Annotated in this window: 22 protein-coding genes; 9 read left to right on the forward strand and 13 right to left on the reverse strand. The window is 60.3% G+C overall.

Features of this window, described 5'->3' with window-relative positions; genetic code table 11:
* Positions 1–27: 27 nt before the first annotated feature.
* From F1C16_RS21855 to F1C16_RS21860, 3 genes are all read right to left on the reverse strand, one after another.
* Entirely contained in the window at positions 28–987 is a 960-nt protein-coding gene (locus F1C16_RS21855) for a heavy metal-binding domain-containing protein (RefSeq protein ID WP_185284713.1), read from the reverse strand.
* Positions 988–1,055: 68 nt separating this feature from the next.
* On the reverse strand, positions 1,056–1,187 hold the full coding sequence (locus F1C16_RS23185) for a hypothetical protein (protein WP_258049200.1): 132 nt from the start codon (positions 1,185–1,187) through the stop codon (positions 1,056–1,058).
* Positions 1,188–1,318: 131 nt separating this feature from the next.
* A complete protein-coding gene (locus F1C16_RS21860; RefSeq protein WP_185284714.1) occupies positions 1,319–1,786 on the reverse strand; it encodes a hypothetical protein in 468 nt (155 codons plus the stop codon).
* Positions 1,787–2,186: 400 nt separating this feature from the next.
* Here F1C16_RS21860 and F1C16_RS21865 point away from each other — a divergent pair, with 400 nt between their 5' ends.
* The 9 genes from F1C16_RS21865 (at position 2,187) to F1C16_RS21905 (ending at position 14,011) form a co-directional block, all read left to right on the forward strand.
* Positions 2,187–4,532, forward strand: a complete 2,346-nt coding sequence (locus tag F1C16_RS21865; RefSeq protein ID WP_185284715.1) for a heavy metal translocating P-type ATPase — start codon at positions 2,187–2,189, stop codon at positions 4,530–4,532.
* Positions 4,533–4,568: 36 nt separating this feature from the next.
* Positions 4,569–4,946, forward strand: a complete 378-nt coding sequence (locus tag F1C16_RS21870; protein WP_185284716.1) for a cupredoxin domain-containing protein — start codon at positions 4,569–4,571, stop codon at positions 4,944–4,946.
* A gap of 5 nt (positions 4,947–4,951) precedes the next feature.
* Positions 4,952–5,578 carry an AraC family transcriptional regulator gene (locus F1C16_RS21875; protein ID WP_185284717.1) on the forward strand — a complete coding sequence of 209 codons (627 nt, stop codon included), beginning with the start codon at positions 4,952–4,954 and terminating at the stop codon, positions 5,576–5,578.
* A gap of 111 nt (positions 5,579–5,689) precedes the next feature.
* Positions 5,690–6,319: a DUF305 domain-containing protein gene (locus tag F1C16_RS21880; RefSeq protein WP_185284718.1), complete on the forward strand. Its 630-nt coding sequence runs from the start codon at positions 5,690–5,692 to the stop codon at positions 6,317–6,319.
* Between the two features lie 78 nt (positions 6,320–6,397).
* Positions 6,398–7,390 carry a DUF4396 domain-containing protein gene (locus tag F1C16_RS21885; protein ID WP_185284719.1) on the forward strand — a complete coding sequence of 331 codons (993 nt, stop codon included), beginning with the start codon at positions 6,398–6,400 and terminating at the stop codon, positions 7,388–7,390.
* Positions 7,391–7,489: 99 nt separating this feature from the next.
* The gene (locus F1C16_RS21890; RefSeq protein ID WP_185284720.1) at positions 7,490–8,740 is read left to right on the forward strand and encodes a hypothetical protein; all 1,251 of its coding nucleotides are present in this window, start codon (positions 7,490–7,492) and stop codon (positions 8,738–8,740) included.
* The gene (locus tag F1C16_RS21895) at positions 8,691–12,077 is read left to right on the forward strand and encodes a hypothetical protein (RefSeq protein ID WP_185284721.1); all 3,387 of its coding nucleotides are present in this window, start codon (positions 8,691–8,693) and stop codon (positions 12,075–12,077) included. Before F1C16_RS21890 ends, F1C16_RS21895 begins: the two co-directional genes overlap by 50 nt.
* A 273-nt stretch (positions 12,078–12,350) precedes the next feature.
* The gene (locus tag F1C16_RS21900) at positions 12,351–12,677 is read left to right on the forward strand and encodes a helix-turn-helix domain-containing protein (RefSeq protein WP_185284722.1); all 327 of its coding nucleotides are present in this window, start codon (positions 12,351–12,353) and stop codon (positions 12,675–12,677) included.
* Complete coding sequence (locus F1C16_RS21905) at positions 12,674–14,011, forward strand: type II toxin-antitoxin system HipA family toxin (RefSeq protein ID WP_185284723.1); 1,338 nt, start codon at positions 12,674–12,676, stop codon at positions 14,009–14,011. Before F1C16_RS21900 ends, F1C16_RS21905 begins: the two co-directional genes overlap by 4 nt.
* 240 nt (positions 14,012–14,251) lie before the next feature.
* Here F1C16_RS21905 and F1C16_RS21910 read toward each other — a convergent pair whose 3' ends face one another.
* The 10 genes from F1C16_RS21910 to F1C16_RS21955 form a co-directional block, all read right to left on the reverse strand.
* Positions 14,252–14,638 carry a hypothetical protein gene (locus tag F1C16_RS21910; RefSeq protein WP_185284724.1) on the reverse strand — a complete coding sequence of 129 codons (387 nt, stop codon included), beginning with the start codon at positions 14,636–14,638 and terminating at the stop codon, positions 14,252–14,254.
* Between the two features lie 16 nt (positions 14,639–14,654).
* Positions 14,655–15,194 carry a hypothetical protein gene (locus F1C16_RS21915; RefSeq protein WP_185284725.1) on the reverse strand — a complete coding sequence of 180 codons (540 nt, stop codon included), beginning with the start codon at positions 15,192–15,194 and terminating at the stop codon, positions 14,655–14,657.
* 6 nt (positions 15,195–15,200) lie between these two features.
* Positions 15,201–16,088 carry a hypothetical protein gene (locus tag F1C16_RS21920; RefSeq protein ID WP_185284726.1) on the reverse strand — a complete coding sequence of 296 codons (888 nt, stop codon included), beginning with the start codon at positions 16,086–16,088 and terminating at the stop codon, positions 15,201–15,203.
* 26 nt (positions 16,089–16,114) lie between these two features.
* A complete protein-coding gene (gene traM / locus F1C16_RS21925; RefSeq protein WP_185284727.1) occupies positions 16,115–17,494 on the reverse strand; it encodes a conjugative transposon protein TraM in 1,380 nt (459 codons plus the stop codon).
* A 46-nt stretch (positions 17,495–17,540) separates the two neighbouring features.
* The gene (locus F1C16_RS21930; protein WP_185284728.1) at positions 17,541–18,449 is read right to left on the reverse strand and encodes a DUF4138 domain-containing protein; all 909 of its coding nucleotides are present in this window, start codon (positions 18,447–18,449) and stop codon (positions 17,541–17,543) included.
* A gap of 27 nt (positions 18,450–18,476) precedes the next feature.
* Positions 18,477–19,241 carry a conjugal transfer protein TraK gene (locus tag F1C16_RS21935; protein ID WP_185284729.1) on the reverse strand — a complete coding sequence of 255 codons (765 nt, stop codon included), beginning with the start codon at positions 19,239–19,241 and terminating at the stop codon, positions 18,477–18,479.
* Between the two features lie 64 nt (positions 19,242–19,305).
* Positions 19,306–19,935, reverse strand: coding sequence for a hypothetical protein (locus tag F1C16_RS21940; protein WP_185284730.1), 630 nt, complete (start codon positions 19,933–19,935; stop codon positions 19,306–19,308).
* Between the two features lie 20 nt (positions 19,936–19,955).
* Positions 19,956–21,074 carry a hypothetical protein gene (locus F1C16_RS21945; protein ID WP_185284731.1) on the reverse strand — a complete coding sequence of 373 codons (1,119 nt, stop codon included), beginning with the start codon at positions 21,072–21,074 and terminating at the stop codon, positions 19,956–19,958.
* Positions 21,071–23,686 (reverse strand): VirB4 family type IV secretion system protein, encoded by a 2,616-nt coding sequence (locus tag F1C16_RS21950; RefSeq protein WP_185284732.1) that lies wholly within the window; start codon positions 23,684–23,686, stop codon positions 21,071–21,073. Before F1C16_RS21950 ends, F1C16_RS21945 begins: the two co-directional genes overlap by 4 nt.
* Complete coding sequence (locus F1C16_RS21955) at positions 23,655–23,981, reverse strand: hypothetical protein (RefSeq protein ID WP_185284651.1); 327 nt, start codon at positions 23,979–23,981, stop codon at positions 23,655–23,657. The genes F1C16_RS21950 and F1C16_RS21955 overlap by 32 nt, the downstream gene beginning before the upstream one ends.
* Between the last annotated feature and the right edge of the window lie 2 nt (positions 23,982–23,983).

Below are 23,983 nucleotides of genomic sequence, written 5' to 3' on the forward strand. Positions count from 1 at the left end.
AAAAGGAACTGATGCGGTGCCTTGGCCTTAGCTGGAGGCCGGGCCCTTCACGTTGATGGTGAAGTCGCCGGTGTGAATCTTGCCGCCGTGGTTGAACTGCAGGAAGACGCGGTAGAGGCCGGGTGCTTCGAAGGTGGTGTTGAAGCCGATGGCGGGCCCCTTGTCGGCCTGGTCGTTGGGGTGCACGTGCAAGTAGCGCTCGGTGTCCTCGCTGATGACTACCACGTGGCCCAGCGCCCCGAGGTAGTTGTCCAAGTCGGTGACGGGCTGGCCATCCTTGCTGATGTTGATTTTCATGCCCAGCAGCTGGCCGGTGTTCAGGGGCTTGTCGAACGTCAGGGTAGCCGAGTACCCATCCTTCGCCCACTGCATGTCGTCGTTCTTAAACTTGACTGGCGCGTAAGCCGGACCCTTCACCGAGATGGGCTGGCGGCCCAACTGGTGGCCCGAGCCCGTGGGCGTGTAGTCCTGAAACAGCACGTAGTCGCCGCCCTTGGGGAAGGTGTAGGCGGCCCTGTAGTTGCCCTGCGCGGTGTACTCGGGGTGCTCGTGATAGAATTGGCCCAGGTCCTTGCTCACGATGATGAGGTGGATTTTCTTCTCGTGCACCAACGCCAGCGGTACAGGCGCGGCCTCGTTGCCCACTTCCTGCGGCGTGAAAACGAGTTGCGAGGGCTGGCCGGCCGTGGGCTGCATGGGCTGCGGCTCAAACTTCATGGCGTAAGTCTTGCCATTGGCCACCTTATCGTTGTGTTCGAGCTTCATGCCGCACTTGGGGCACGTCTCCCCTTCCTTGGTGCTGGTCACCTCGGGGTGCATGGGGCAGGCGTAAGTGTGGCCGCTAGCGTGGTCAGCCGTGCCTTCGGCCGGTCCTGCAGTAGGGGTAGTGACGGTGTTGGTGGCGCTGCTCGACGCGGAATCGGACGAGCAGCTGGCCACGGTTAACAGGCTGGCCACGGCCAGCAGGGAAACGGGTAAGCGAAACATAAAATGGAGTGTGGGTGAGAAAAGGGGGGCGCCAGCATTGGCGACCCCGGGGGCAGCAGCAGCCGGGGTTAGGCCCGCCACTGCTGCCAGAGCACGAAGCCCAGGGCAGCCGCCAGCACGGCATAGAGCAGGCCCGTGAGCAGCCGGCGGAGCGGGCCGCGGGGTGGCGGGCCGTCGGCCGGTTCGCAACAATCTTTCATTGCGGAGAAGGGTAAACCCGGAAGTATAGAGGAGAAGGAAAGCCGGCTTAGGCGGCGCGACGGGCAAACGAAAAGGCCCGCCCCGGACACAGCATAGCTGTGCCGGCGCGAGCCTTAGCGCGTCGGAGCAATCAGACAGTCAGGGACTGGATGAAAATGCGGATGTCGGGTATTTTGGGTTTCAGCTGCCGGCGAGCCACCAGCAGCACGGGCCGCGTGCGGTCCCATTGTTGAAAACGGACCACCAGGGCCAGCGGGGCCGGGGGCAACGCCACCGGCATAAACGTCATCTTCTCAATGCCCGCTTTCGGGGGGTGGGCCAGCGCGGCCCACACGGCGGCGGCATCGTCCTGGCAGCAGGCCCCTTTGGAGCCGTGCTTGTGTGGAGCCGGGGCTTCCTCGTCGTGGTGCTCGTGTTTGGCGGTAGCGCCGTGCGCTTTCCCGTGGGAATGCGGCGCCTTGTGCTCGTGCTTATGCGCCGGCGTGCCGGTCGGGTGCTTGTGCTGATGTCCGACGGCCGGCGCGGCGGGCATGGCCAGCGCGCAGACGACCTGCCCAAAGAACACGTTGAGGAAGACCACCAGTAAGGAGGCCGCCATCGTGCGTCTAGAATGGGTCTTGAGTCGGAACATTGGTACGAAGCAACGACAAAATTATTCGAAAGGTTTGAAAGGTTCGCCGTTCGTTGGAAAGCCCCCTTTTAGGCAATGGCTTGTTTTGCTGCTTACATAGGTGGTTGAAAATGCAGGCTTTAGGCTTGTAGTGCGGCTTCCAGCCCGCTGGCCAAGGCTTTGCCACTGTAGTCTGCCGACTTCCAATTCTGGAAATCTTACAAGCTCGGCAGCTTAATTATGTACAACCGCGGCAGAATATTGGCGGGGGCCACGAATGTTGCAAGTGCAAAGCCCAATTCTATACATCTATTGCCAACCGAAAGGAGTTTAGATGATGTTGTTTTGCTGGCCGCCTATTGTGCGGCTCCCCAGAATCATTCTTCCTATGGAAACCACTCATCATCACCCCTCGGCGCCTCCGGTTCCGGCTGGCCCTCCCCCGGCGCCGGCCGCCGGGTCCGAAACGGCAACGCTCAATATCGAGGGCATGACCTGCGCCTCCTGTTCCAACTTCGTAGAGAAGGCCCTGAGCCGCACACCCGGCGTCACCAGTGCCACCGTCAACCTGGCCAGCGAAAAGGCCACTATCGAGTACCTGCCTGGCCAGATTGACCGTGCCGGTCTGAAAGCTGCCGTGGAGCAGGCCGGCTACGGCGTGCACGAGGCCAGCCCGGCCGTGGCCGCCAACGTGCTGGCTTCCGACGAGGAGCTCGACGCCCGTAAAGCCGCCGCTTACGAGAACCTGAAGCGCCGCTTTCAGGTGGCCGTGGGGTTGGCTCTTCTCATCATGCCGCTTAGCATGCTCATGCTGTGGCCCGCCATGATGAGCCGCATCTCAACGCCCGTGCTCAATTACGTGCTGCTGGCGCTGACGCTGCCGGTGTTGCTGTATAGCGGCCGGGAGTTTTACGTGTCGGCCTGGAACGGCCTGAAGCACCGCACCGCTAGCATGGACACCCTCATTGCCGTGGGTACCGGCGCCGCCTTCCTATACAGCCTGGCAGCTACGCTGATTCCCCACTGGTTTATGCAGCACGGCATCATGCCGGAGGTGTACTACGACACCACGGCCACCATCATTGCGCTGATTCTACTGGGCAAGGTGTTGGAGAGCCGGGCCAAGTCCAAGACCTCGGCCGCCATCAAGGCCCTGATGGGTTTGCAGGCCAAAACGGCCCGCGTGGTGCGGGGCGGTCAGGAAGTAGATGTGCCCATCGAGCAGGTGGTGGTAGGTGACGAAGTAGTGGTGCGCCCCGGGGAGAAAGTGGCCACCGATGGCGTGCTGCTCATCGGCCACTCGGCCGTGGACGAGAGCATGCTCACCGGCGAGAGTCTGCCCGTCGAGAAGAAGGAGGGCGACAACGTATTTGGAGCCACCCTCAACAAAACGGGCTCCTTCCGCTTCCGGGTAAGTAAAGTGGGCGCTGAAACCATGCTGGCCCAAATAGTGAAGCTGGTAGAAGAAGCGCAGGGCAGCCGCGCGCCCATCCAGCAGCTGGCCGACAAGGTCAGCGCCGTGTTTGTGCCCGTGGTCATCATGATTGCCATTGCCACGTTCGTGCTCTGGTTTGACTTTGCCCCCGAAGCCAGCCGCGTGCCGCTGGCCTTGGTCAACTTCGTGGCCGTGCTTATCATTGCTTGTCCCTGTGCGTTGGGGCTGGCCACGCCTACGGCCATCATGGTGGGCACCGGCAAGGGCGCTGAGCACGGCGTGCTGATTCGCAACGCCGAAGCCCTGGAAAAAGCTGAAAAAGTAACCACCGTGCTGCTGGATAAAACGGGCACCATTACCCGCGGCGAACCGGCCGTGACCGACTTTTTGCCCACCAACGGTGATTCGGTCGCGCACCTGCTGCCGCTGCTGGCGGCCGTGGAGCGGCAGAGCGAGCATCCCCTGGCCGAAGCCGTGGTGCGCTACGCCGATGCGCAAGGGGCTACTCCAGGAAGTATGCCGGTAACGGCCACTGCGTTTCAGGCCTACGAGGGCCGGGGCGCCGGGGCCACCGTCGACGGGCAAGTGATTCTGCTCGGCAACCGGCGCCTGCTGAGTGAACATAACGTGGTGCTTTCCAGTGAGACCGAGCAAGCTGCCGCCCAACTGCTGAGCCAGGCGAAAACGGTGCTGTACGCCGCCATTGGGGGGCACGTGGCCGCCCTGATTGGGGTAGCCGATACGGTGCGCGAGTCGAGTCTGGCCGCCATTCAGGCCCTGCAGGCCGATGGCATTGAGGTCGTGATGATGACCGGCGACAACCAGCAAACGGCCGCCAAGGTGGCCGAGCAGGTCGGTATCAAGCGCTTCTTCGCCGAAGTGCTGCCGGCCGACAAGGCTAGCAAGGTGAAAGAGCTACAGGCCGAGGGCCGCACCGTGGCCATGGTGGGCGACGGCATCAACGACGCGCCGGCCCTGGCCCAGGCCGACATCGGGCTGGCCATGGGCGGGGGCACCGACGTGGCCATGGAAGCGGCCGGCATCACGCTCATGCGCTCGGACTTGCAGGGCGTGGTGACGGCCATCGACCTCTCGCGCCAAACCATGCGCACCATCAAGCAAAACCTGTTTTTTGCTTTTATCTATAACACGCTGGGCATTCCCATCGCGGCGGGGCTGCTGTATCCATTTACCGGTTGGCTGCTTTCGCCCATGCTGGCGGCCGCGGCCATGGCCCTGAGCTCGGTGTCGGTGCTCACTAACTCGTTGCGCCTGCGCGGCTATAAGCGCACGGCCTAGCGCCGCGCTCATTCTTTCCCTTTTGTTCTCGTTCTCATGGATACTGCTCAGATAATTGTGACTTTGGTGGGGGTGGGGCTGCTGGCGTTTGTCGGCTGGTTTTTCTTTCTGGCGCCGCACCGGGTGGCCACGGCGGTGTCGTCGTCAGCCGGCATTCAGCAGGTCGACATCGTGGTGAAGGGCGGCTACTCGCCCAACGTCATCGAGGTCGAGCACGGCAAGCCCGTGCAGCTGAATTTCTACCGCGACGAGGAAGGCACCTGCTCGGAAGAGTTGCTACTGCCCGACTTCAACATCCGGCGGGACCTGGCCCCTTTTAAAACCACGGCCATTGAGTTTTTGCCCAAGCAAGCCGGTACCTTTGAGTTTACCTGCGGCATGCACATGCTGCGGGGGAGCTTGGTCGTTAAATAAGTGTGATGCTGCAGTCCGCTACTTCGGTTTTGCCGGCCCCCGCGGCCGGTGCCACCCGCCTCTCCATTCGCAACATGGTGTGCCCCCGCTGCCTGCGGGTGGTGCAGCGCGAACTGGAAAAAGCCGGGCTGGTGGTGGACAACGTGGCCTTAGGGGCCGCCAACGTGCGCATGGCCGATGGCAGCCCGGTGGATGAGCCGGCGGTGGAAGCCGCCCTGCAGGCGTCTGGCTTCGCCCTCGTCGACGACCCGCGCGACCAGCTGGTGGAGCAGGTGAAGGCCCTGGTGGTGGAGCTCATCCACTACACCCCGGCCGAGCAGCAGCCCTACCAGACCTACTCCCACTTCATCAGCGAGCGGCTGGGCCGGTCCTACGCCTATCTCTCGCACCAGTTCTCGCTGCGCGAGGGCCTGACGCTGGAGAAGTACATCATCCGCCAGAAAGTAGAGCGCGCCAAGGAGCTGCTCAGCTACCAGGATGCCAAGGTGGCCGAAGTGGCCCGGCTGCTGGGCTACAGCAGCGCGGCCCACCTGACCAACCAGTTTCGGCAGGTGACGGGCATGTCGCCGTCCGACTTTCAGGCCCTGGGGCCCGGCAGCGCGGGCCGGCTGAGCCTGCATGATTTGGCGTAACGCTGGAAACTTTACAACGCCGGAGGGCGAATTGTGAGCATACAAGGTGGGGCTTAGTCCGTTAAGAAGGGGGAGCATTTTCTCCATCGTTCTGAACCGAACCCCACTACTATGTTACGTTCCCTTCGACTTCCCCTGCTGGCTACGCTGCTGGCCTTTGGCACCCTGACCTCGTGTAACAAAGACGATTCCGATGGCCTTGAACTCATCGGCCACGACGAGAGCGTTTACATGCGCAATATGCACGAGTCCATGGCCATGATGGAAGCCATGCCCAAGACCGGCGACCCGGACAACGACTACTCCTCCATGATGATTATGCACCACCAGGTGGCCATCAAAAACAGCCAGGAGGAGCTCAAAAGCGGCAAGAACGCCGAGATGAAAGCCATGGCCCAGTCGATTATCGACAAGCAGCAGGCCGAAATCGCCCAGTTCACGGCGTTCCTGTCAAGCCACCCGGCGCACGCCCCGGCCGTGCCAGACTTCAACACCCTGCAAATGATGAACATGATGCAGATGATGAAGGCCGTGGATTTGCGCCCCTTAACGGGCGACGCGGACTTTGATTTTGCCCAGCTCATGATTGACCACCACCAGGCCGCCATCGAAAATTCGGATGCGCTGCTGAAGCTTGGACGGGAGAACACGACTAAAACCCTGGCCCAGCAAATCATCACGGACCAGAAAATGGAAATCAAAATGCTGCAGGACTGGCTGCTGGCCAATAAAAAATACTAGCGGTTCCTTCACGCTCAACCCTAAGCAGCGGACCCTTTGGTTCGCTGCTTTTTTACTTTAATTCCCGCCTCCATGGAAATGCATGATACCCCCTGGGCTCCGGATTGGCTGCTCTGGCTCTGGTTTGCCCTGACCGCCCTGTCCGTGGCCTATGTGGCCTGGGACCTGTTTACCAGTACTCCGGAAATGAAGGTGATGAAGTGGGGCTGGGTGCTGGTGACGCTTTACACCGGGCCGGTGGGCCTGCTGGTGTACTGGTTTTCGTGTCGCGAGCCTTCGCCGGGAACCCACGAGCAGTTCGTGGCCCCCATGTGGAAGCAGGCGGTGGGCTCCACTATTCACTGCGCGGCTGGCGACGCCACCGGCATCATCGTGGCGGCCGCCATCACCGGCTACTTCGGCCTGCGCATGGGCGTGGACATCTGGTTGGAGTACGCCGCCGGCTTTGCCTTCGGGCTGTTCATTTTCCAGGCCCTGTTCATGAAGGACATGATGGGTCTAAGCTACGGGGAAGCCGTGCGCGAGTCGTTTCTGCCGGAGTGGATGTCGATGAACGCCATGATGGCGGGCATGCTGCCCACCATGGTACTTCTGATGAGCCGGGACATGCGGGCCATGGAAGCCACTTCGCCCTGGTTTTGGGCATCGATGTCGGCAGCGACGCTGGTGGGCGTGGCGGTGGCTTACCCAGTGAATTACTGGCTGGTGAAGAACAAGCTCAAGCACGGCATGGGCACCGAACGGGCGCTGGGCAAAGGTGGGTCGCCGGAGGAAGGGGTGGCTTCCGCGCACGCGGGCCATACGATGACAATGGCGGGCATGGCCGGTATGAGCCACGGCCAAGCAGCATCTCCGCCAGGTACCGGGCACCACATGGCCGCGATGCCGGGCATGGACCTGAGCGGGGGCAATCAGGTTTCCGGGTTGCGCAAAGCCGTTGTTACCCTGCTCACCCTGCTCATGTTGGCGGCGGGGTATTACGTGGCCGCCCGCTACGGCGACTTATCCATGCGGCCGGGAGAAACAATGGGCGAAATGCCTGGTATGCCGATGCCGGGCCACCGGATGTAGTCAACGCGGGCGGGGAATGCGTCGCCCCGCGCCGGCAGCATAGTGATTGGGGCGCGAGTTCTGTGCAAATTAGCTGCTTTATTAGCCCTACTCCCTTTTATGTCTGCCGCACTGCCGCCCCTCATCCAATCCTATAAAGCCGATACCGAGTCCGTTTACAATACCTGGTTCATCAACAACGAGGAACGGTTGAAGGCCTTTCGCTCCATCCGGCGCGGAGTGCAGCAGGTAGTCAAGGACATCAAAGCAGGCAGTTTCGGCAACGATTTCAAGGGCACTTCGCTTGAATTTGTGCTCAGCGTCATCAGCGAGCAAAAGCAGGTGTTTCAGGGCGCGGCCCACCCCTTCTACTGGAAGCCCAAGCTGCGCATTCCCGACATCTACGAGCACGAGGACAACAAGCGCGCCTTCGGACAATTTCTGGAAAGCTGCCTAGCTGCTACCACCGAGCAGCAGCTGCTCAAGGAAATCGATATCCTTGACCGCCGCAAAATCAAGGGGCTGGGGCCGGCTGTGGCCAGCATCCTGTATTTCCTGCACCCCACGCTGATGCCGCCCTGCAACACGGCCATCGTCAACGGCTTCAACGCGCTGTTTGGCCAGAAAATCAAGCTGGGCTCCTGGTCCGAGTACCTGCGCATGCGTGAGCAGTTGCGCGACCTGAACCTGGCGCACCGCCAGCACCTGAGCCTGGACTACGGCGCGTTGGCCGGCCTGCTCTTCGACGTGGGCGTGAAGAAGATGATTGCCGGCGACCAGCAGTTTACCACCGACGAGGAGCGCGACAAGTACCAACAGCAGGCCCTAAAGCGCCACAAAGAGGTGCAGTCCGAAGCCCAGGAAGAAAACCAGCACACCGAGATGCAGCACCATTTGCTGCGCATCGGCAAGGCGCTGGGCTGCGACGTGACCACGGCCATCAACGACCGCAACCGCCTCTGCGGAGGCCAGAAGCTCTCGTTTCTGTGCCTCGACCAACACCCCGAGCTGCCCGTGCCCGCCGACGTGGCCAGCACCATTCGCCTCATCGACATCGTGTGGTTTGCGCCCGGCACGAGCCGGGTGGTGGCCGCCTTCGAAGTGGAGAAGAGCACCAGCATCTACAGCGGCATCCTGCGCCTGACGGACCTGGCGTTTTCCATGCCCGAGCACGAAACGGCTTTGTACCTGGTCGTGCCCGATGCCCGCGAGAAGGAAGTGCAGGCCCAACTCTCGCGGCCAGCCATCCGGGCCGCCGGGGCGACCATTCATTACATCCTGTTCTCGGAGCTGCGCCAGCACTGCGAGGCGCTGTGCAAGTTTGGTGATTCGCCGGCCGCCATGCGCAAGATTGCGCGTTCGGTCGGCTAATAGCTTTTACTGCGCAATGAGCATTTCTAAACTCTTCCTGTTTGCAAAAAACACCGATGCCAGCGCCTCCATGCGGGGGTATCAGTACCAGGTGTTCAAAACCGTTGAAACGTGGCTTGAGAACTATCTAGACCAAGTTGACGAAGCAATTTATTGCGACTATGAAGAGGATATCTTTCAGCACAACGAGCTAACGCAAGCCGCTACATTCCGCCAGCTAAAGCTGTACTCCACCCCTTTTTCTTTTCGTAGCGAGGAGATACAGAAGGCGGTGGCGCACTTCTTTATGCTGCACGTGAAGACGGATTATGCGGCTAAGGACAAGGAGTTTGTTTTTGAAGCCAACAGCCGCATTGCGGAGCACCGCGAGGGCAATGAGTCAGATTTGCTGCGCCGCTGGGTGGCCAACCAAGAAGCTCTTCCTGATTCCCTGCTCACCGAATGTGCTAAAAAGGTAAAGGCACTCGTCACGTCCTATGTGGAAGAGCGTACCACGCAATTGGCTGACCAATTTGCTGAAAGGCTGAAAAAGAAAGCGGAGGACGCGCAGGCCATCTTGCTGATAGAGGCAGAAAAGCAGGTGTTACGGGAGGCAGTTGCTGTTTTCCAAATGCTTACGGACCAGGACTGGGACGATTTTACGCGCCGTATTAAATGGCGCTTTGATGGCCTGAGCCCGGACGAGGCCTTCAAGGGCACTATTGCCCGCCTCGAAGAACTGGTGGCGCAGCTGCCAGACATGCCCAAGGAGCGGCGCAAGGGCTTTTTGGGCATGCTCTGCATGCGGGTAGATATTAAAGCCTCCGAGCAGGCACCTGAGGACCGCAAGCTGGTTAACGGGGAACTCACGAACCTGCTGCTCCAGGCGGGTACCTTGGAAGACCTGTGGTACCACGAAGTATTCACCAAATGGAATGAAATCGGCCAGCCAGCGGATTTTCGTCTCGGCGAATTTTACGAGGTGCTGCAGGCCGTGTCCTACTGCCGTGCCGCCAAGAATCTGCAATCCCACGACGCCTTCTGGATTAGCTTGCTCACCTGGTACATTTCGGCGTTGCAACAGCAGCCCGAATTTCGAAAAAAGGGGCTCTACGAGCTAATCTGGCTCCGAATGCGGCCCACCGAGTATTTGTCGCCAGCTCTCGGCGATTTGTTCGGGCTGGAAGATTACATCCGGCAATACTTCAGCGACTTTTCCGCCTTCACCGCCGCCGGGGATTTCGAGGATATTCAAAGCCTGCTTTTCCTGGTAACGGCCTCGGCGTTGAACGAAAAGTCCGCGTTAACCCCCGAAGAAACCGCCGGGTGGCTGCAGCAATTCAAGCGGCAGCTGGACCAGCTCCTGAGCCAAACGAGCAATGCTTCGGACTTGTGCCGGCTATTGGAGTGCTCCGCTAATTTCTACTTTTTTGCGGGCAGCCAAGACCGGAGTGAGGAGAACGTGGCCAAAATTATGGCGCCTTTGGAGCAGCTGTTAACGAATTTGGACGAGGCCCGCCTCTACAATGCGACGCAGTTGAGCAACCGTATCCACACGCACATCCGCCTGTTAATTCAGATGGACGAGGAGGAGAACGAGGTGCTGATTGAGGCATTCAAAGAGTTTGTTGGCCGACTTGACGCCGTGGTCGAAAAGAAGCGGGGTGCGCATGAGCGGGCCCGCCGCCTGGTGGCTTCAGGCACCGCTTACCTGAAGGCTAAAACCCCCACGGCCCTACTCAAAGCACTGCGGGATTTTCACGAGGCCAAAGCGTTGTGGCTGCAGGATGAAACGTTCGAGGGCTATACCCTGGCCTTGCTTAACATTGCCCAGGTCTACGGCGCCTTGGACATGCACTTCGCAGCGAAGTATTATGGGCTGTGGGCCACGTGGGTCAGCTGGCACAAAGGCAGTCGCAAACTAGTGAAGCGAATTGCCCAAGGAATCGGCATGGTTTTCCACGCAGATTTCGTCCAGGGCGCTTGGTTTAGCGCTTTGCTGGACTTTGAGCTTTACATGATGACGCGGCACGAGTTCGACCCTGAGCCTATCGACGCGGAGGGGGCCGAGATGCCCCAGAAAAGCATCATGAACTATGGCTTTCTGTTGTACGCCGTGCCCCTTCTGGCCCCGGAATTACAGGTCATGACCCAAGCCAAATTATCCGAAGCCGGGTACTTAAAAGAAGAGTACCTGGATGAATTGCTGGCCGTGCTTCAGGCTGACTTGCCGGAGCCTAAACTACGAGCCGGCCTCACCAAGAATTTTGCGGATGCGCCGCTTAACGACATGGGGCCCGAGCGTACCGTTCGGTTTCACGCCTTGGGAATAGAATGGCACGTGCACTTTTCCAACTCGTACGAAATGACTGCCCTGGGCGAGGACTTCTGCGCCATGCTTCAGGTGCTGCTGGTGGAAATAGCGCTTTCCAAGGTTGACTTTCATTTGCCCAGCGGCCTTGTTGACCTCACCCTGGAAATTACCGACACTCCTCGCCAGCCCGAACAGTTGCCGGACAATGGAAAGGCAAAGTGGAAGGCCTTTGTGCAGCGGGTTGACAGCTCGGACTATGAAGACGTGAAAATGGGGGTTGCATTCGTCAGCGTTGCGCTCAAAGTCATTCTGCAGGACATCAGCTTACTGCCCGTAGCCGAGTACAACGAGGCGTTTTGGGGCCTCTTTACGGAGAGTAACCTGGGGGCAAAATCCATGCAGGCAACTTCCTACCAGCGCATGTACCGGTCGTTGTTTTCCGAAAAAGCGTTCGGGGCGTTTGGTCGCGATACGTTCTCTGCTCTGCCGGCCCTACCCGATTTCCCGTTGATTAATCGGTTCATGCAGCCGAAAGCCGGCCTCAGCAAGAAATACAATCCTTCAACCGCCGTCCAAAACATTGGGAACCGCTTTCAGAAAGCAGTTCGCAACATCCATCAGACGCTCGCCCGCCTAAAGCTGGACGCCGGCTACGCCCCCTGGCTGCAAGCACTGCGGGAAGAAGGCTGGCCGGACTGGCAAATTGTTGTGGCCATGATGAACTTCATGCTCTCCTACAAAGCCAACCGACTAGTTGAAGGGCGGAAGTTTGCAACGCCGGCGGAACACCAAGCTGCCTTGAAAGAGGAGTTTCAGCGCGTCCTGCAGCGAGATGAAGTGGAACTGCAGATGGAGTTTCCTCTTGAGGCATTCCAATCGGCTGAATTTAGGATGAGCTTGGAGCAAATGCCCATTATTTCTTTAAGCGCCTTCGGCTTGGAGAACAACGCTCGCTTTCCTAATCCTAGTGCAGTGAGGGAGTTCATGAATGAGCGGTTTAATGTGCAGACCGATGTCAACGACGAGCACAATCCCTTGTTGTAACTACCTGCCCCTACGTTTCAGTGAAAGCGAATAAGGAAACTCAGATTGTACTCTGATTTCCTTTTCCCCTTACAGCGACGGGTTTTCGCTAAGTAATGGAAATAAGTTTCATAATGTGAGCTTTGCGTATCATTAAGTTGCAAATGAGCATTTAATGTGAGACATACGTACCACTATTGCATGGCTAGTTCCTTTGCTATTAGCTCCGTTAATGGTACCTTTGCGTAGCATTAACATCAATAATGGCAGTTAATGCTACTTACACGTGTCATTATGGACTGGTACGCATTGTCAGACATAGCCGCGGTACAAGAAATTGGCCGCAACCTGCAGCTTATTCGGCTGAATCAGGACATCTCGCAGCAGGAGATGGCAGTACAAACGGGCCTGAGCCGACGGACCATCAGCCAAGTTGAAAACGGCCGGCCGGCCTCTACGCTTACGCTGGTGCAGCTCTTACGTGCTTTGGGGCGGCTCGATGTGCTCGAAGTGCTGGAAGAGTCGGCCACCATCAGTCCCCTGCAAGCGGCGCGCCTGGCACGCCAGCAGCGGCAGCGAGCCAGCCGCCGAAACGAGGATACTTCAACAACCGAATTATGAGTGCCCTGATAACGGCCACAGTATCTATCTGGGGCCAGCCCGTAGGGGCCGTGCTGTGGGACGAAAAACGCCGCGTTGGCGTCTTTGAATACGAGCCAGCTTTTATTCGAACCGGTTTGGAACTGGCACCGATTACCATGCCGCTGCCCAAGGGGCGCCGGCCCCCGCCCTTTCAATTTCCAACCCTTAGCCGCGACACCTACCAGGGGCTGCCCGGTCTGTTGGCCGACAGCTTGCCCGACCGGTACGGGCGCCAGCTCATCGACGCTTGGCTGGCTTCTAAAGGGAGGGACGCGGCCTCCTTTACGCCCGTGGAGCATTTGTGCTACCTCGGCCACCGGGGAATGGGCGCGCTGGTGTATGAACCGGCCTCGCAGCCCGCGCTGGAGAAAGGCGCCGCGCTGGAAGTGGGCGAGCTCGTGAAATTTGCCCGGCAGGTGCTGACCAACCGGGAGGGCCTGCACACGTCGCTGGCCACCAACGCCGCCGAAGGGCTGGCCGAAATCATCAGCGTGGGCACTTCCGCCGGCGGCGCCCGGGCCAAGGCTGTGATTGCCTATAACGCCACCACCAAGGAAGTCCGCTCCGGGCAGGTAGATGCCCCCGAGGGCTTTGAACACTGGCTGCTCAAGCTTGACGGGGTAACCAACGCGAGCTTAGGCGACCCGGCCGGGTACGGCCGCATCGAGTACGCCTACCACCTGATGGCCCGGCAGGCGGGCATAGAGATGACCGATTGCCGATTGGAAGAAGAGAACGGCCGGGCGCACTTCATGACGCGGCGATTCGACCGGGCGGGCGGCAACCAGCGGCTGCACATGCAAACGCTCTGCGGGCTGGCGCACTTTGACTATAACCGGGCCGGAGAGTATACCTACGAGCAGGCTTTTCAGGTCTTGCGGAAACTTCAGCTGCCGCACCCGGCCGTGGAAGAACTCTACCGGCGCCTGGTGTTCAACGTGGTGGCCCGCAACCAGGACGATCACACCAAGAACATCTCCTTCCTGATGAACCCGGCGGGAAAGTGGAGCTTGTCCCCGGCGTACGACGTGACGCATTCCTATAACCCCACGGGGCAATGGTCCAGCCAGCACCAGATGAAGCTGGCGGACAAGGTCGACGATTTCACGGAAGAAGATTTCCTGCACCTGGCCAAGAATGTACTGGTGAAAAAGCCCCGGGAGATAATCCAGCGGGTGGTCGACGCGGTAGCGAGCTGGCCCACATTTGCGGCAGAAGCCGGAGTGCCCAAAAAACAGCAACAGGCGATTGCCAAAACGCACCGCCTGCAACTCTTCAAAGGCCTTAATCAATTAAGCCCTTCGGCATCCTAGCGGTAAGTACGCTAGGACGCCGAAGGGCTCAGCAAGGGCTCACGACTTAGACACCGTGAGTGCAAAAGAGCTGCTAATGCGCCGCAGATGCCCTGGCGGGGCTTCTCCTGCGTCAAGGTAATGGGCTCACCAAGGGCTCAGCGGGGAGGTCGTTTAGGCCATATCTTGCCCATTGCCTCGCGCACCTAGTGCCAAGCAGGACGGATTATTCACAGGAGCGAGTTGCGCAAATTACCTCCCCTACTGCCCAATGACATAAACCGGCACCGCCTGCGCATCGACGCCCCGGCCGGTTTCCCGCTTTACCTCTTGACCATCCAGCAGAATAGCGCAGGTGATTTCAGATGACGCCGAGCCCCCGTCGATGCTGGCCAGGATGGTCAGGTTATCACCCTGTTTCAAGGTGCGCTTAAACCGGTAGCTGGCCGGGAGAGGCGTATTGTTGAGCGTCGTGTTGCCGCCACTTTCGTTGGTGTAGCTTAAATAATCCGATTGCGCGGCGTTCGAAGTGACCTTGTACTCTACTTGGTATTCTTTCGGACCAGAGGGGATGGTATCGTCTTTCGAGCAGCCGGCGGAGAATACCAGCGCGGCACAATTCAGGAGGAGATAGGCAAGTCGTTTCATAGGTCAGAAAGAGAGGTTAACGAAAGTGATAGCGCAGTCCGACGCTGGCCAAGCCAGGCCAGCGGTCGATGAGCGGATTGTTGAAGAGGTAGCCCTTGGTGCCCGTGGCCACGAGCGAAAGCCGGTTGCCCAGGAAGAAATCCGCTTCGGTGCCCACTTGCGGACCATAAGTGAAGCGTTGGGGCTCACCCGAACTGGCAGTCAGCTCCCCGGTTCCGTCTTGGTTGGTCCACTCGTAGCCGGCACCCGCGCCCACCAGCAGATGAAAATAGGCCACCTCACCGAGGCGGAACAATTGAGGCGACAGCAGCACGCGGCTCTGGTAAACCGAGTATTCCCCGCGCGCAGGCAGGGTGCCATGTTCGTAGCCCCCACTCAGGCGCAGGGCCAAGCGGTTGGTGAGCATGGGCGTATAGCTCAGCTCGTAGTAGTCGCCTTTTTCCGAGCGGCCGACGTGGGCACCCCAGCTTGCAATGTGTTTAACGTGGCGCTGAGCGGAGGCCGGCGAAATGCCGGCCCCAGCCAGGAAGAGCACCACCAGAAGTAGCTTTTTCATACGGTACTAGCGGGGCCGATTACGGTCCATTTTTATCAGCGCGTTCCGGCTCAGGGTCGAGGCGTACACGGCTTCGGCAGCCTGGTGAGCCGGACCGGCCTGCGAAGCCTCCATGAACAGGCGGTCGCCCTGCTCGCGCAGCTGCATGGCCTTAATCATGTTATCGTTCGAGGAATTGAGGGCCGCCATTCGCTCGCCCTCGGTCATGGCGTAGCGGCCAGGGTTTTTGAGTGTGGCCTGCATTTCCACGCTTTGCGCGGTCATCTCGTCGGCAATCTTGTAGTAGTTCACGGCCATCGCCAGCTTGCGCTTGGCCATCATCTCCTCGGCCGCAAACAGGGAAACCGTCGACTCCTCCCGCTTGGCCTGGTACTGGTCGCTGGTCAGGTTGCCGTTGGGGTCGGAGGAGCTCGTGCCGAAGCGCGAGAACACATCGTACATGGTGTTCACGTCCTGCGCAGGGTTGGTCAGCTGCATCGCCTGGCGCAGGCGTTGGGCCTTGGCGTAGACCGGCATCATTTGGTTGGTCTGGCTCCGGCCGGACATGGCCAGGGCGCGGGCAAACAGCTCCTGCGGGTTGGAAAGGCGCAAATCCTGGATGCTCTGCACTTTCCGCAAGTCGGCCTGCACCTGCTTTTGTAGATCCAATCCTTCCTGCGTCAGGCTGCGGACTTCGCTGGTGATGTCCTTCGTGACGCCGGCAATCTGACGGGCATCCTTCACGACCTGGTAGTTCTGGACCGTGGAGGACCACTGCTGCAGGCGCTTGGCAAACTCACCAATCTGCACGCCCATATGCAGCGGGTCATTAACTACCATCTGTGCCCGGACTTTACCGGCCGGAGCGAGCAGCAACGCGACGGCCACCAGGGCCGGAAAAAGAGTCTTTTTCATGGTTGTAGAGTTGGTGAAAGGAAAAATTAGCGTCCCGACGCCGTAGCCGGCCCCATCTGGCCGGCGGCGGCCGTGGTAATGAGAATGGGGTAGCCATCGGGCAGCAGCACCTCCCGGAGTTTGGTGCGGGTTTTCGGGCGGCTGAGCACGCCCATGGCCACGCGCCCGCCCACGCCCACCACAGAGTTGGCGGCCGAGGCCGAGCGGTCGATGGCGGTGCTCACTTCCTGCATGGACTGCTGCTGTAGGTCTTGGCCGGCGAGGCTGGCATCCTTGGCAATCCGCTTTACCGGGTCAATCATGATGCCGGGCATGTAGTTATAATCGTAGATGCTGGCCGCGACCCGGGTGGGCCCGAGGCGGTTGACTTCCAGCATCACGTTGTTGGTGCCCACGCTGGCAATGCCGGCGAAGACGGAGTTTTTGGGGAAAGTCACCCCCGACACCACGGCATCTTCCTGCAAGCGCAGCATCACGACGGAGCCGGTGCGTACTTTCTGCTCTCCGTTGATAACGCACTTGAAAAACACGTCGGGCACCAGCTCAGCCTGGTTGCCCTGGGCCATCATCCGGGCCGAGTTGCCCACCTTGACGGTATTAAAGCCATCCATGCCCGACGCCCCGGCGCGATTGGCCAGGGCCTGCGCGGCAACTCTGGGGTCGCGAAAGCGCTTGCCGGTCATGCGCTCGTAAGCGGCGCGGGTTTCGGGCGGTGAGCTGCCCAGCATGGCCAGCACGTCGGGGTCCGTTTCAAATGGGGTGCCGTCGGTATCGGTCGCGGGCAACAGGCCTGCCCGCAGGCTTCGGCCCGCCCGGGAGCTGACCCGACGGGCCGTTGTGCCCACCACCTGGCCGGGGCGACGCCGGGGCACCACCAGCGTTTGCGCCCGGTAAGCCCCCGTGGTGGGGTCCTGCAGCGTCGTTTCAATCGTGTCCACGTCAGCCGCGGCTATTCGGGCTTCCTCCTGCCGGCGACGGGCAGCCAGCGTGGCGGCCGCGGCTCGCCGCTTCCGACGCAGGGCCTGACCCATGGTATCGGCCACAAAGGCTTCTACTACCTCGTCGGTGTTGGGACGAGTCGGGGCATTCTGTGCTTCCTGCTCCAGGCGCCGCTGCTGCTCAATTTGCGCGGAAGGGGAAACCGCTGCGGCCGGCGTCTGGGGCGCGGCCTTGATTTCGGGCTCGATGTTTTCCGAAGCCGCCGCCACGACTTCCTTGTGTTGCTGCGCGGCCTGCGTGGCCGAGCGCAGCCAGAGGAACAGGCCCCCGGCGACCAGCAAGACCAGCAGGCCGGTCAGCAGTATCCAGTTGTTGCGCAACACCTCCAGCGGAGTCGCTTTCACCTGATTCGCCGCGGGCCGTTCCGGCCCAAAGCGCTCCTGCTCGTCGGACTCGGACGAGCCCATAGATGGGGGTAGAGTATGTGGGTTTGCAGGTTCCATAAGTGCGGCGTTAGATGGTAGAAGCCCGATTGATAACCCGCGACGGCACCGGCAGCACCAGCACCCGCGCCCCGTTCAGTTCCCGCAGCGTCACTTCCAGGTAGCCCCGGTCGGTCGCTGCGTAGAGGGGAATAGCATAAGTGAGGTAGCCGGTGGTGCGGCCCGAAACGACTTGGTTGGCCCCGCCACCCGAAGGAGCCAATGGGCGGCGCGCTTCGTTCTTTTTCTTGGCTAGAAACTTTTTCTGGGCATTTTCTACCAGTTGGAAATCGGTGAAATCGACGTTGTAGTCGATGGCCGAATGGTTAATGACTTTGAAGCGCAGGTAGGTGAAATCCTTGTCGTTGCGCACGTTGGCTAGCGAGAGCACTAAGTCATTGTCGACCACGGCCACTGCCTGGTGCTCCTCCTTCGACTTGCGGAGCTTGGTGAGCTTGCCCTCCACGGCGGCTTTCTTTTCCCGCTCCTTGTCCAAAGCCAGTTCATTTTCCGGGGCTGAGCCCGCAACTGAGCCGGTGCCGCTGCTCATGCCCAGGGCCCCGTCTTTTTGAAAGTCGTAGAGCTGCAGCACGGGCCGGTTCACGTACACCAGCCGCCCCATCCAATACTTGCTACCAAAGCGGATGAGCAGGGGCGTTGGCGGCGCAGATTTGCGGCGGGCGCGCACAAACACGGCGTTGGCTTCAATCTTAACCAGGTAATTGTTAGCCATGCCCACGTCGACCAGCGACACGGGACCGCTGAACACAAGGTAGGTGGTCGAGCTATCCGACACGGCCACGTCCAGCAGGGTCGGCGCGGCGTGCACCGCCGAGGAGGCCGGCCGCAGCATGGCGGACGTAGCAGAAGTAGTTTGCGCTGACGCGGCCGAAGCCAGTAGCACCGGCAGGCCCAGGGCCAGCAGAAGTTTAGAAGACATAGGAATTGGCGTTAGGGTGGGAGAAGCTTATTTGCCCGGGGCCGCCGGCAAGGGCTGACCAGGGACAGCTGGGGAAGCCAGCGCATCGCCGGTCTCGGGAGCCACGGCCCCCGCGCTGCGCTGCGCTTCCAGCAGGGCCCGCTGGCGGTCGGCTTCCTGCTCTTTCAGGGCCTGCAGCTCTTCCCGCGATACCTGCGGGTTATAGGGGATGTAGTCGAAGTTGGTAATCAGCATGCCGTAGGGATTGGCATCCGAGCGGTTGGTTTCGGCCAGGTTAAACTTGGCGGCCAGCGGCAGGGGCTCCTTTTGCTCGCCCCCGATGAAAATGCGCTGCTTGATGTACACCCGGCCTGACCAGGGGCGGTGGTTCATGTCGATGCTCACGCTGTCCACCGTCACGACGTTGCGGGCGGCGTAGCGCTCGTAGTTCTGGAGCACCTGCCCGCGGGTGAAGCCGTCGTAGATGCGCCGGCCCCCGCGACCTTCAATGAGGGGCAGAGCAGCATCCAGGTTGGTCTTGTAGGTGTACTGGTCGTGCCCAAACATGGTCAGCATGAAGTTGCGCACCAGGTTGCGGGCCTCGTAGGCCGTGTGGGTTTCGGTGGTGGGGGCGGAAAGCGCGGCCACTGAGCCGGTCTGGCCGACCACGTACACGCGCCGGCCGCTGTTCTCATAGGCGCGGTACACCAGGAAGCCCGCCGCCAGGGACACGAGCAGCAGGGCAAAAACGCTTCCCATCGCGAGGTTGCGCATGGTGGAGAATGAGGTACTTAGGTTTTTGGCAGAATCCATGGAAAATGCGGGTTAAGTCAACAAGAGGTGGTTTAGGAGGCCGGGATTTTCTTCCCCACTGCCCCTAGTTGGCGAGGGGCAAAGAGATTTGAAGCCCCCGGTAGGGGTAGGTTAATAAGCCCGTTCCCTTGCCCTCATCAGGACTTGCATAGGCATAGAGCACCCCCTGAACCTTGACGGGTTGCGCCGGCCTCATCGGCACCACTTTGCCGCCCCGGTCTATCTCGCTGATGAAAAAGCCGCGTAGAGAATCCCTGACTGTGGGCAATTGCAGCTTACCTACGCCGGGCTTGGTCTTGCCAAAGCCCATGGGTTTCCAGCGCAGCACCGCTTCAAAGGGAATCCGGTAACCTGGCCCTACTTTGGGGTAGCCGCGTTGAGCGTTTCTCAGGCCGGCCGGCAGCGCGAGAATAGCTGCGACTGGCGTTTGACTGGTGACCGATATCAGTTCTAAATACCCTTCTTCCGGCAACATCTGCGCTACCCCGGGTTGCACGTTCACTGCCGACGCCGTCAGCGCCGGGGGCAATGTGGTTGCCGCTTTCCAAGCGTCCGCCTTGGCTTGTTCAGTGGGGCTTTCGGCACTGGTTTGTAGCGCATCGGCAATTTGAGCGGCTGCCTTATCCTCCTTGGATTGACAGGAGGTAGCTAAGCTCAGGGCCAGCAGGGCGAGGTAACGGGTTGAGTGATTCATGGGAAAGGAGAGGTGAATTGTTAAGCCGTCCACAGCCCGGAGGGCCGTTGCCGGTAAGAAGGATTCAGCGCGTCCGACATGGTGATGGACGGCAGCCCCGCTGAAGCTGAGCTGCCCCCACCCGGAGCCGGTGCGGCGCCGCCTGAGCCGCTGCCGCCACTATCACCACCGCCCGAACTGCCCCCACCCGACTTGCTACCTCCACTGCCCATGGCGCGGCCAATAGCGCCGGATACACCGTGACCGCCACCAGCCATGCCGGCCGAGACGCCAGCCCCCGCCGCGGCCGCCGAAGCGGCCATGCCGACAACCGAGCCGACAAAGCTCTGAGCAGCTGAGGAGCCAATGATGAGGCTGGTCAGGTAGGGCACCATGAGGTAAAGCATGATGAAGGCTACCGACACCACCAGTTGCTTCGTGTCGTTTTCGACGGCCACCGGCCCCGCGAACACGCCGCCAAAAGTGGTATTGGAGGCTGTGTAGAAGGTATAGAGTAGGTCTAGGAGGGCAAACGAAAGCCCCCAGAATTGCACGGCCAGGAAGTTTTGCAGCCATTTCATCGCCAGTTGGCCGAAGGAGGGGATAACCGACAGGCAGATGGAAATGGGGCCGCAGACAAACAGAAACCCGAGAATGAACTGCTGGATGAACTGCATGATTTGCCTAATCAGCAGCACCACTTCTCCGGTCACCAGTTGCAGCAGAATGTTGGTCAGGCTGAACGAGGTGATGGTTTTCAGCAGGTTGCTGATTTCGTCGGCTCCTTGCTCGACCACTGTTTTCTGCGAGAGGGTATCCGCGCTGCTGATGGTCGCGCCAAGCGCCGAGGCAGCCGTCGACCCGTCCGGCGTGGCAAAGAGCCGGGTAAAATTTGCCACGCCCGAACTGAGTGTGTCAATCAGCTCTTTGTAAAAGAAAAGCAGGAAGAATATCCAAACCGCCTTCAGGATAGGCCCCCAGTCCATGGAGAGTCCGTGGCCAGAGATAAAGCCTCGCCCGACGGTGTAGAGCAGGGCAATGAGCATGAACGTGGGCGTGATAAAGCGGCAGGCGCGCAGCACGATTTGCAGGGTCTGGTCGCAGGCGCTCAGAAACCCGGGGTCGGCCCCGTAGGCGACCATTATGTAGAAGCCGCTCATTTGGCCAAGACGCCCGTGCGGGCCTGTTTATCTTCGACAAACTGATCTACCGCGTAGTCCAGGCGCTGGACCTTGACTTCCTCGTACTGCGGGCTGCCCTCGGCGTCCAGCTGCAGCCGGCCATTCTTGTCGAGCACTGGCTTGAGGTTGGTCTGCTGGTAGAACTTCACCAGCTTGTTGAGGTAGTTGCGCTCGATGGGCTTGGAGGTGAGGATGGCATCGAGCTGGGGCGAGGCTTCCACCCCGAATATCTTGCCCTTGGCACCCTGCTTGATGAAGATTTCGCGCAGCGCATCCGTGGACCGCACCGACTTAATCAGGTCCATCTCGTGCCCCGTCAGGCCAAGCGGTGGTTGCAGCTGGGCGAGCGAATCCGGGTTGATGTGTCGCAGGATGATTTTCGTCGCCGAGTTGTTGATGATGGCTGGGCCAATCTTGCTGCTCGTGATTTCGGTGATGCCCTGGGTGATGATGGTCACCGATCCGTTGGTTTTGCGGATGGTGCGGTACATCGACTCGATGAATTCCGAGAGCACGCCCGAGAGCATGGTCCAGGCCTCGTCCAGGGCGATGTACTTGGTGTCGTCAGGAAATTTGCGGAACAGGTCCAGGCTCAGCTCGGTGATGAGCATGGCCACCACGGGGTAGAGGTCCGGGTCGGCCTGCACCTTGGCCAGGTCAAAGCAGATAAGCCGGTACTCCGACAAATCCACGTCGCGCCGGGCGTTGAGCACCCGCTCGTAGCGGCCGCCGGTGATGTACTGGCCCAGCACCAGGAAGAACTGGTGCATGTCGATGTACTTCAGGTTCTTCTGGTACTGCCGACGGGCCCCGTCCAGCGGGTCGGCTTCCAGGCCTTCGCCGGGCACCGCCACGGGCTTTTGCATTTCGTGGTCGAACTGCTCGACAAAGCGGTAGAAGCTTTCCATTCCCGGAAACTCCTCGTCCTGCTGGTTCAAGCGGTCACTCTCATTCAGGCAGGCGTAGTACTCAATCAGAAAGCGGCTCAGAATGGTCCGCTCCGACTTGTCAAGTCCGGTATCCTTGCCACCCTTCCAGAGCGCGGCCAAGAGGGCCAGGTGGAAGTTGGTTTTCTCGTCGTTGTAGAGCCACTTGCCCGCAGCATCCCGGGGAACGATGAAGGGGTTGAACTCAATAGGCCGGGCGGGGTCGTACTCGAAGTAGGTGTTGTCAAAATCTTCGCCATTGAGCGACTGCAGCACGTTGCGGTAGGTGCCGCCCACGTCCATGATGATTTGCCGGGCCCCTTTCTCGAAGCGCTGCACAATCAGGTTACCGAAAGTGTAGCTCTTGCCCGAGCCCGAGGGGCCAATGACGATAGCGTTCTGGTTGTCCAGAGCCGTGTTGAACAGGTTTACCTGCACCAGATTGCGGAACCGGTCGGTCAGGTACTCCCCTACCGGGTCCGTCTTGTAAGTGGCCGTCCAGTGGGTGTAGCACGCGCCCCGGTCGGAGGAACAGGTAAGCCAGCGGTCCGGTACCTGGTACGCGTTGCCGGGCAGCAGGCCAAAGAACACCGGCAAAGCCAGGTAGCTTTCCACCACGCTCTCAGTGCCGAACATGTACCGGAACGCCGCCGTCGCCTTCTCGACGTTTTCGCGCCGGCTGTTGTCGTTGGTGTCCCACAATAGCAGCGAGAGGTGCAGGCCCACAATCTGCTTGTTCTCGGCCCGCACTTCGGCAGTGAACTCCTCGACTTCCGCTGCCCGCAGCGCATTGTCCTGGGTGGAGAGGAACGAGAGCGAGGCGTTGAGCTTGCGGTCGGTATCAAGGCTGCTGAGCTCAGCGCGGGTGTCCTGGACGAGCATGGCTTGCGTCAGCACATGGGGGCACTGCAATACGTGGGTGAGCGGGTAGAGCATGGGCGCGGTAACTCCGTAGCTGTTCTTTACCGCCGCGTGGGCCTCGCTGCCCTGGCCTACCATCGAGAGGATGTTGACCTTGTGCTCCCCGACGCTGAGGGTGCCCAGGTCGTTGCCAATTTCGCGCTCCTGCCGGGTGGGCTGGCCGTCGAAGTTGAGGTTGAAGTACTGCAGGTAGAGCTGGTGCATCTCGCGGCTGCTCATGCGCTCAAACGCTACGCCGCCTAGGTTTTTGAGGCCTTGGGTGAATTCCACGGCGCTGGCTTCGGCCACCTCCAGGGTGTGCACGAGCTGCGCGAAGGGATTCTTGATGATGGCTTCCCCGGCCCGGGCCACCAACGCGTTCACGGCATTGGTCCGGGTGGTTTTCACATCGACCGGTGCGAACGAGAGAAACAGGTAGGACTTCTGGAACAGCACGAGCCGCTCGAAGAAGTGCTTGTTCATCTTGCCCTCGAAATAGGTCTGCTGCGTCTTGTCCTCGCGGTAGGGCCGGTCGTAGTAGATGTCGGTTTTCTGGACGATGGTGCCCACCGGCAGCGGGCGCAGCACGCCCACGAGCGCGGTCTGGAAAGCGTCGTAGTCTTCGACCGTCCAGCTTTCCATTTCGGCTGGCTCAATCACGAAGCCCACGGCGACGCGGCCATCCTTGAATACTACCTTGTTTTCTTCAAAGGAATGCACCGGCATCACCGCGTTAAACGCGGTTGTTTTGGGTGTTTTTGCCATGAGCGGGAGTGGGTAGTGGCCCCACGGCCAAGCGGCGGGGCTGAATGAAGGTGTAGGAGAGCCACCCCATCAGGAAGCCAGGGGCTTGCGTGCGGGTGAGGTAGCGCAGGCCCAGGAGGAGGCCGATTTCCGACAGGATGACCATCAGGTAGACCATGCGCGGAATCTTGACCGCCATGCCCAGAAAGCCCAGCAGCAGCACGGAGCCGATGAACAGGCCCACCAGGATGCCCAGGTCCTGCAGGTTCATGCCCAGGACCTGCGCGGGCCGCTCGATGGATTTATAGGAGCGCATGG

The organism is Hymenobacter sp. NBH84 (assembly GCF_014217645.1).
In the GTDB taxonomy this organism is placed as follows: domain Bacteria; phylum Bacteroidota; class Bacteroidia; order Cytophagales; family Hymenobacteraceae; genus Hymenobacter; species Hymenobacter profundi.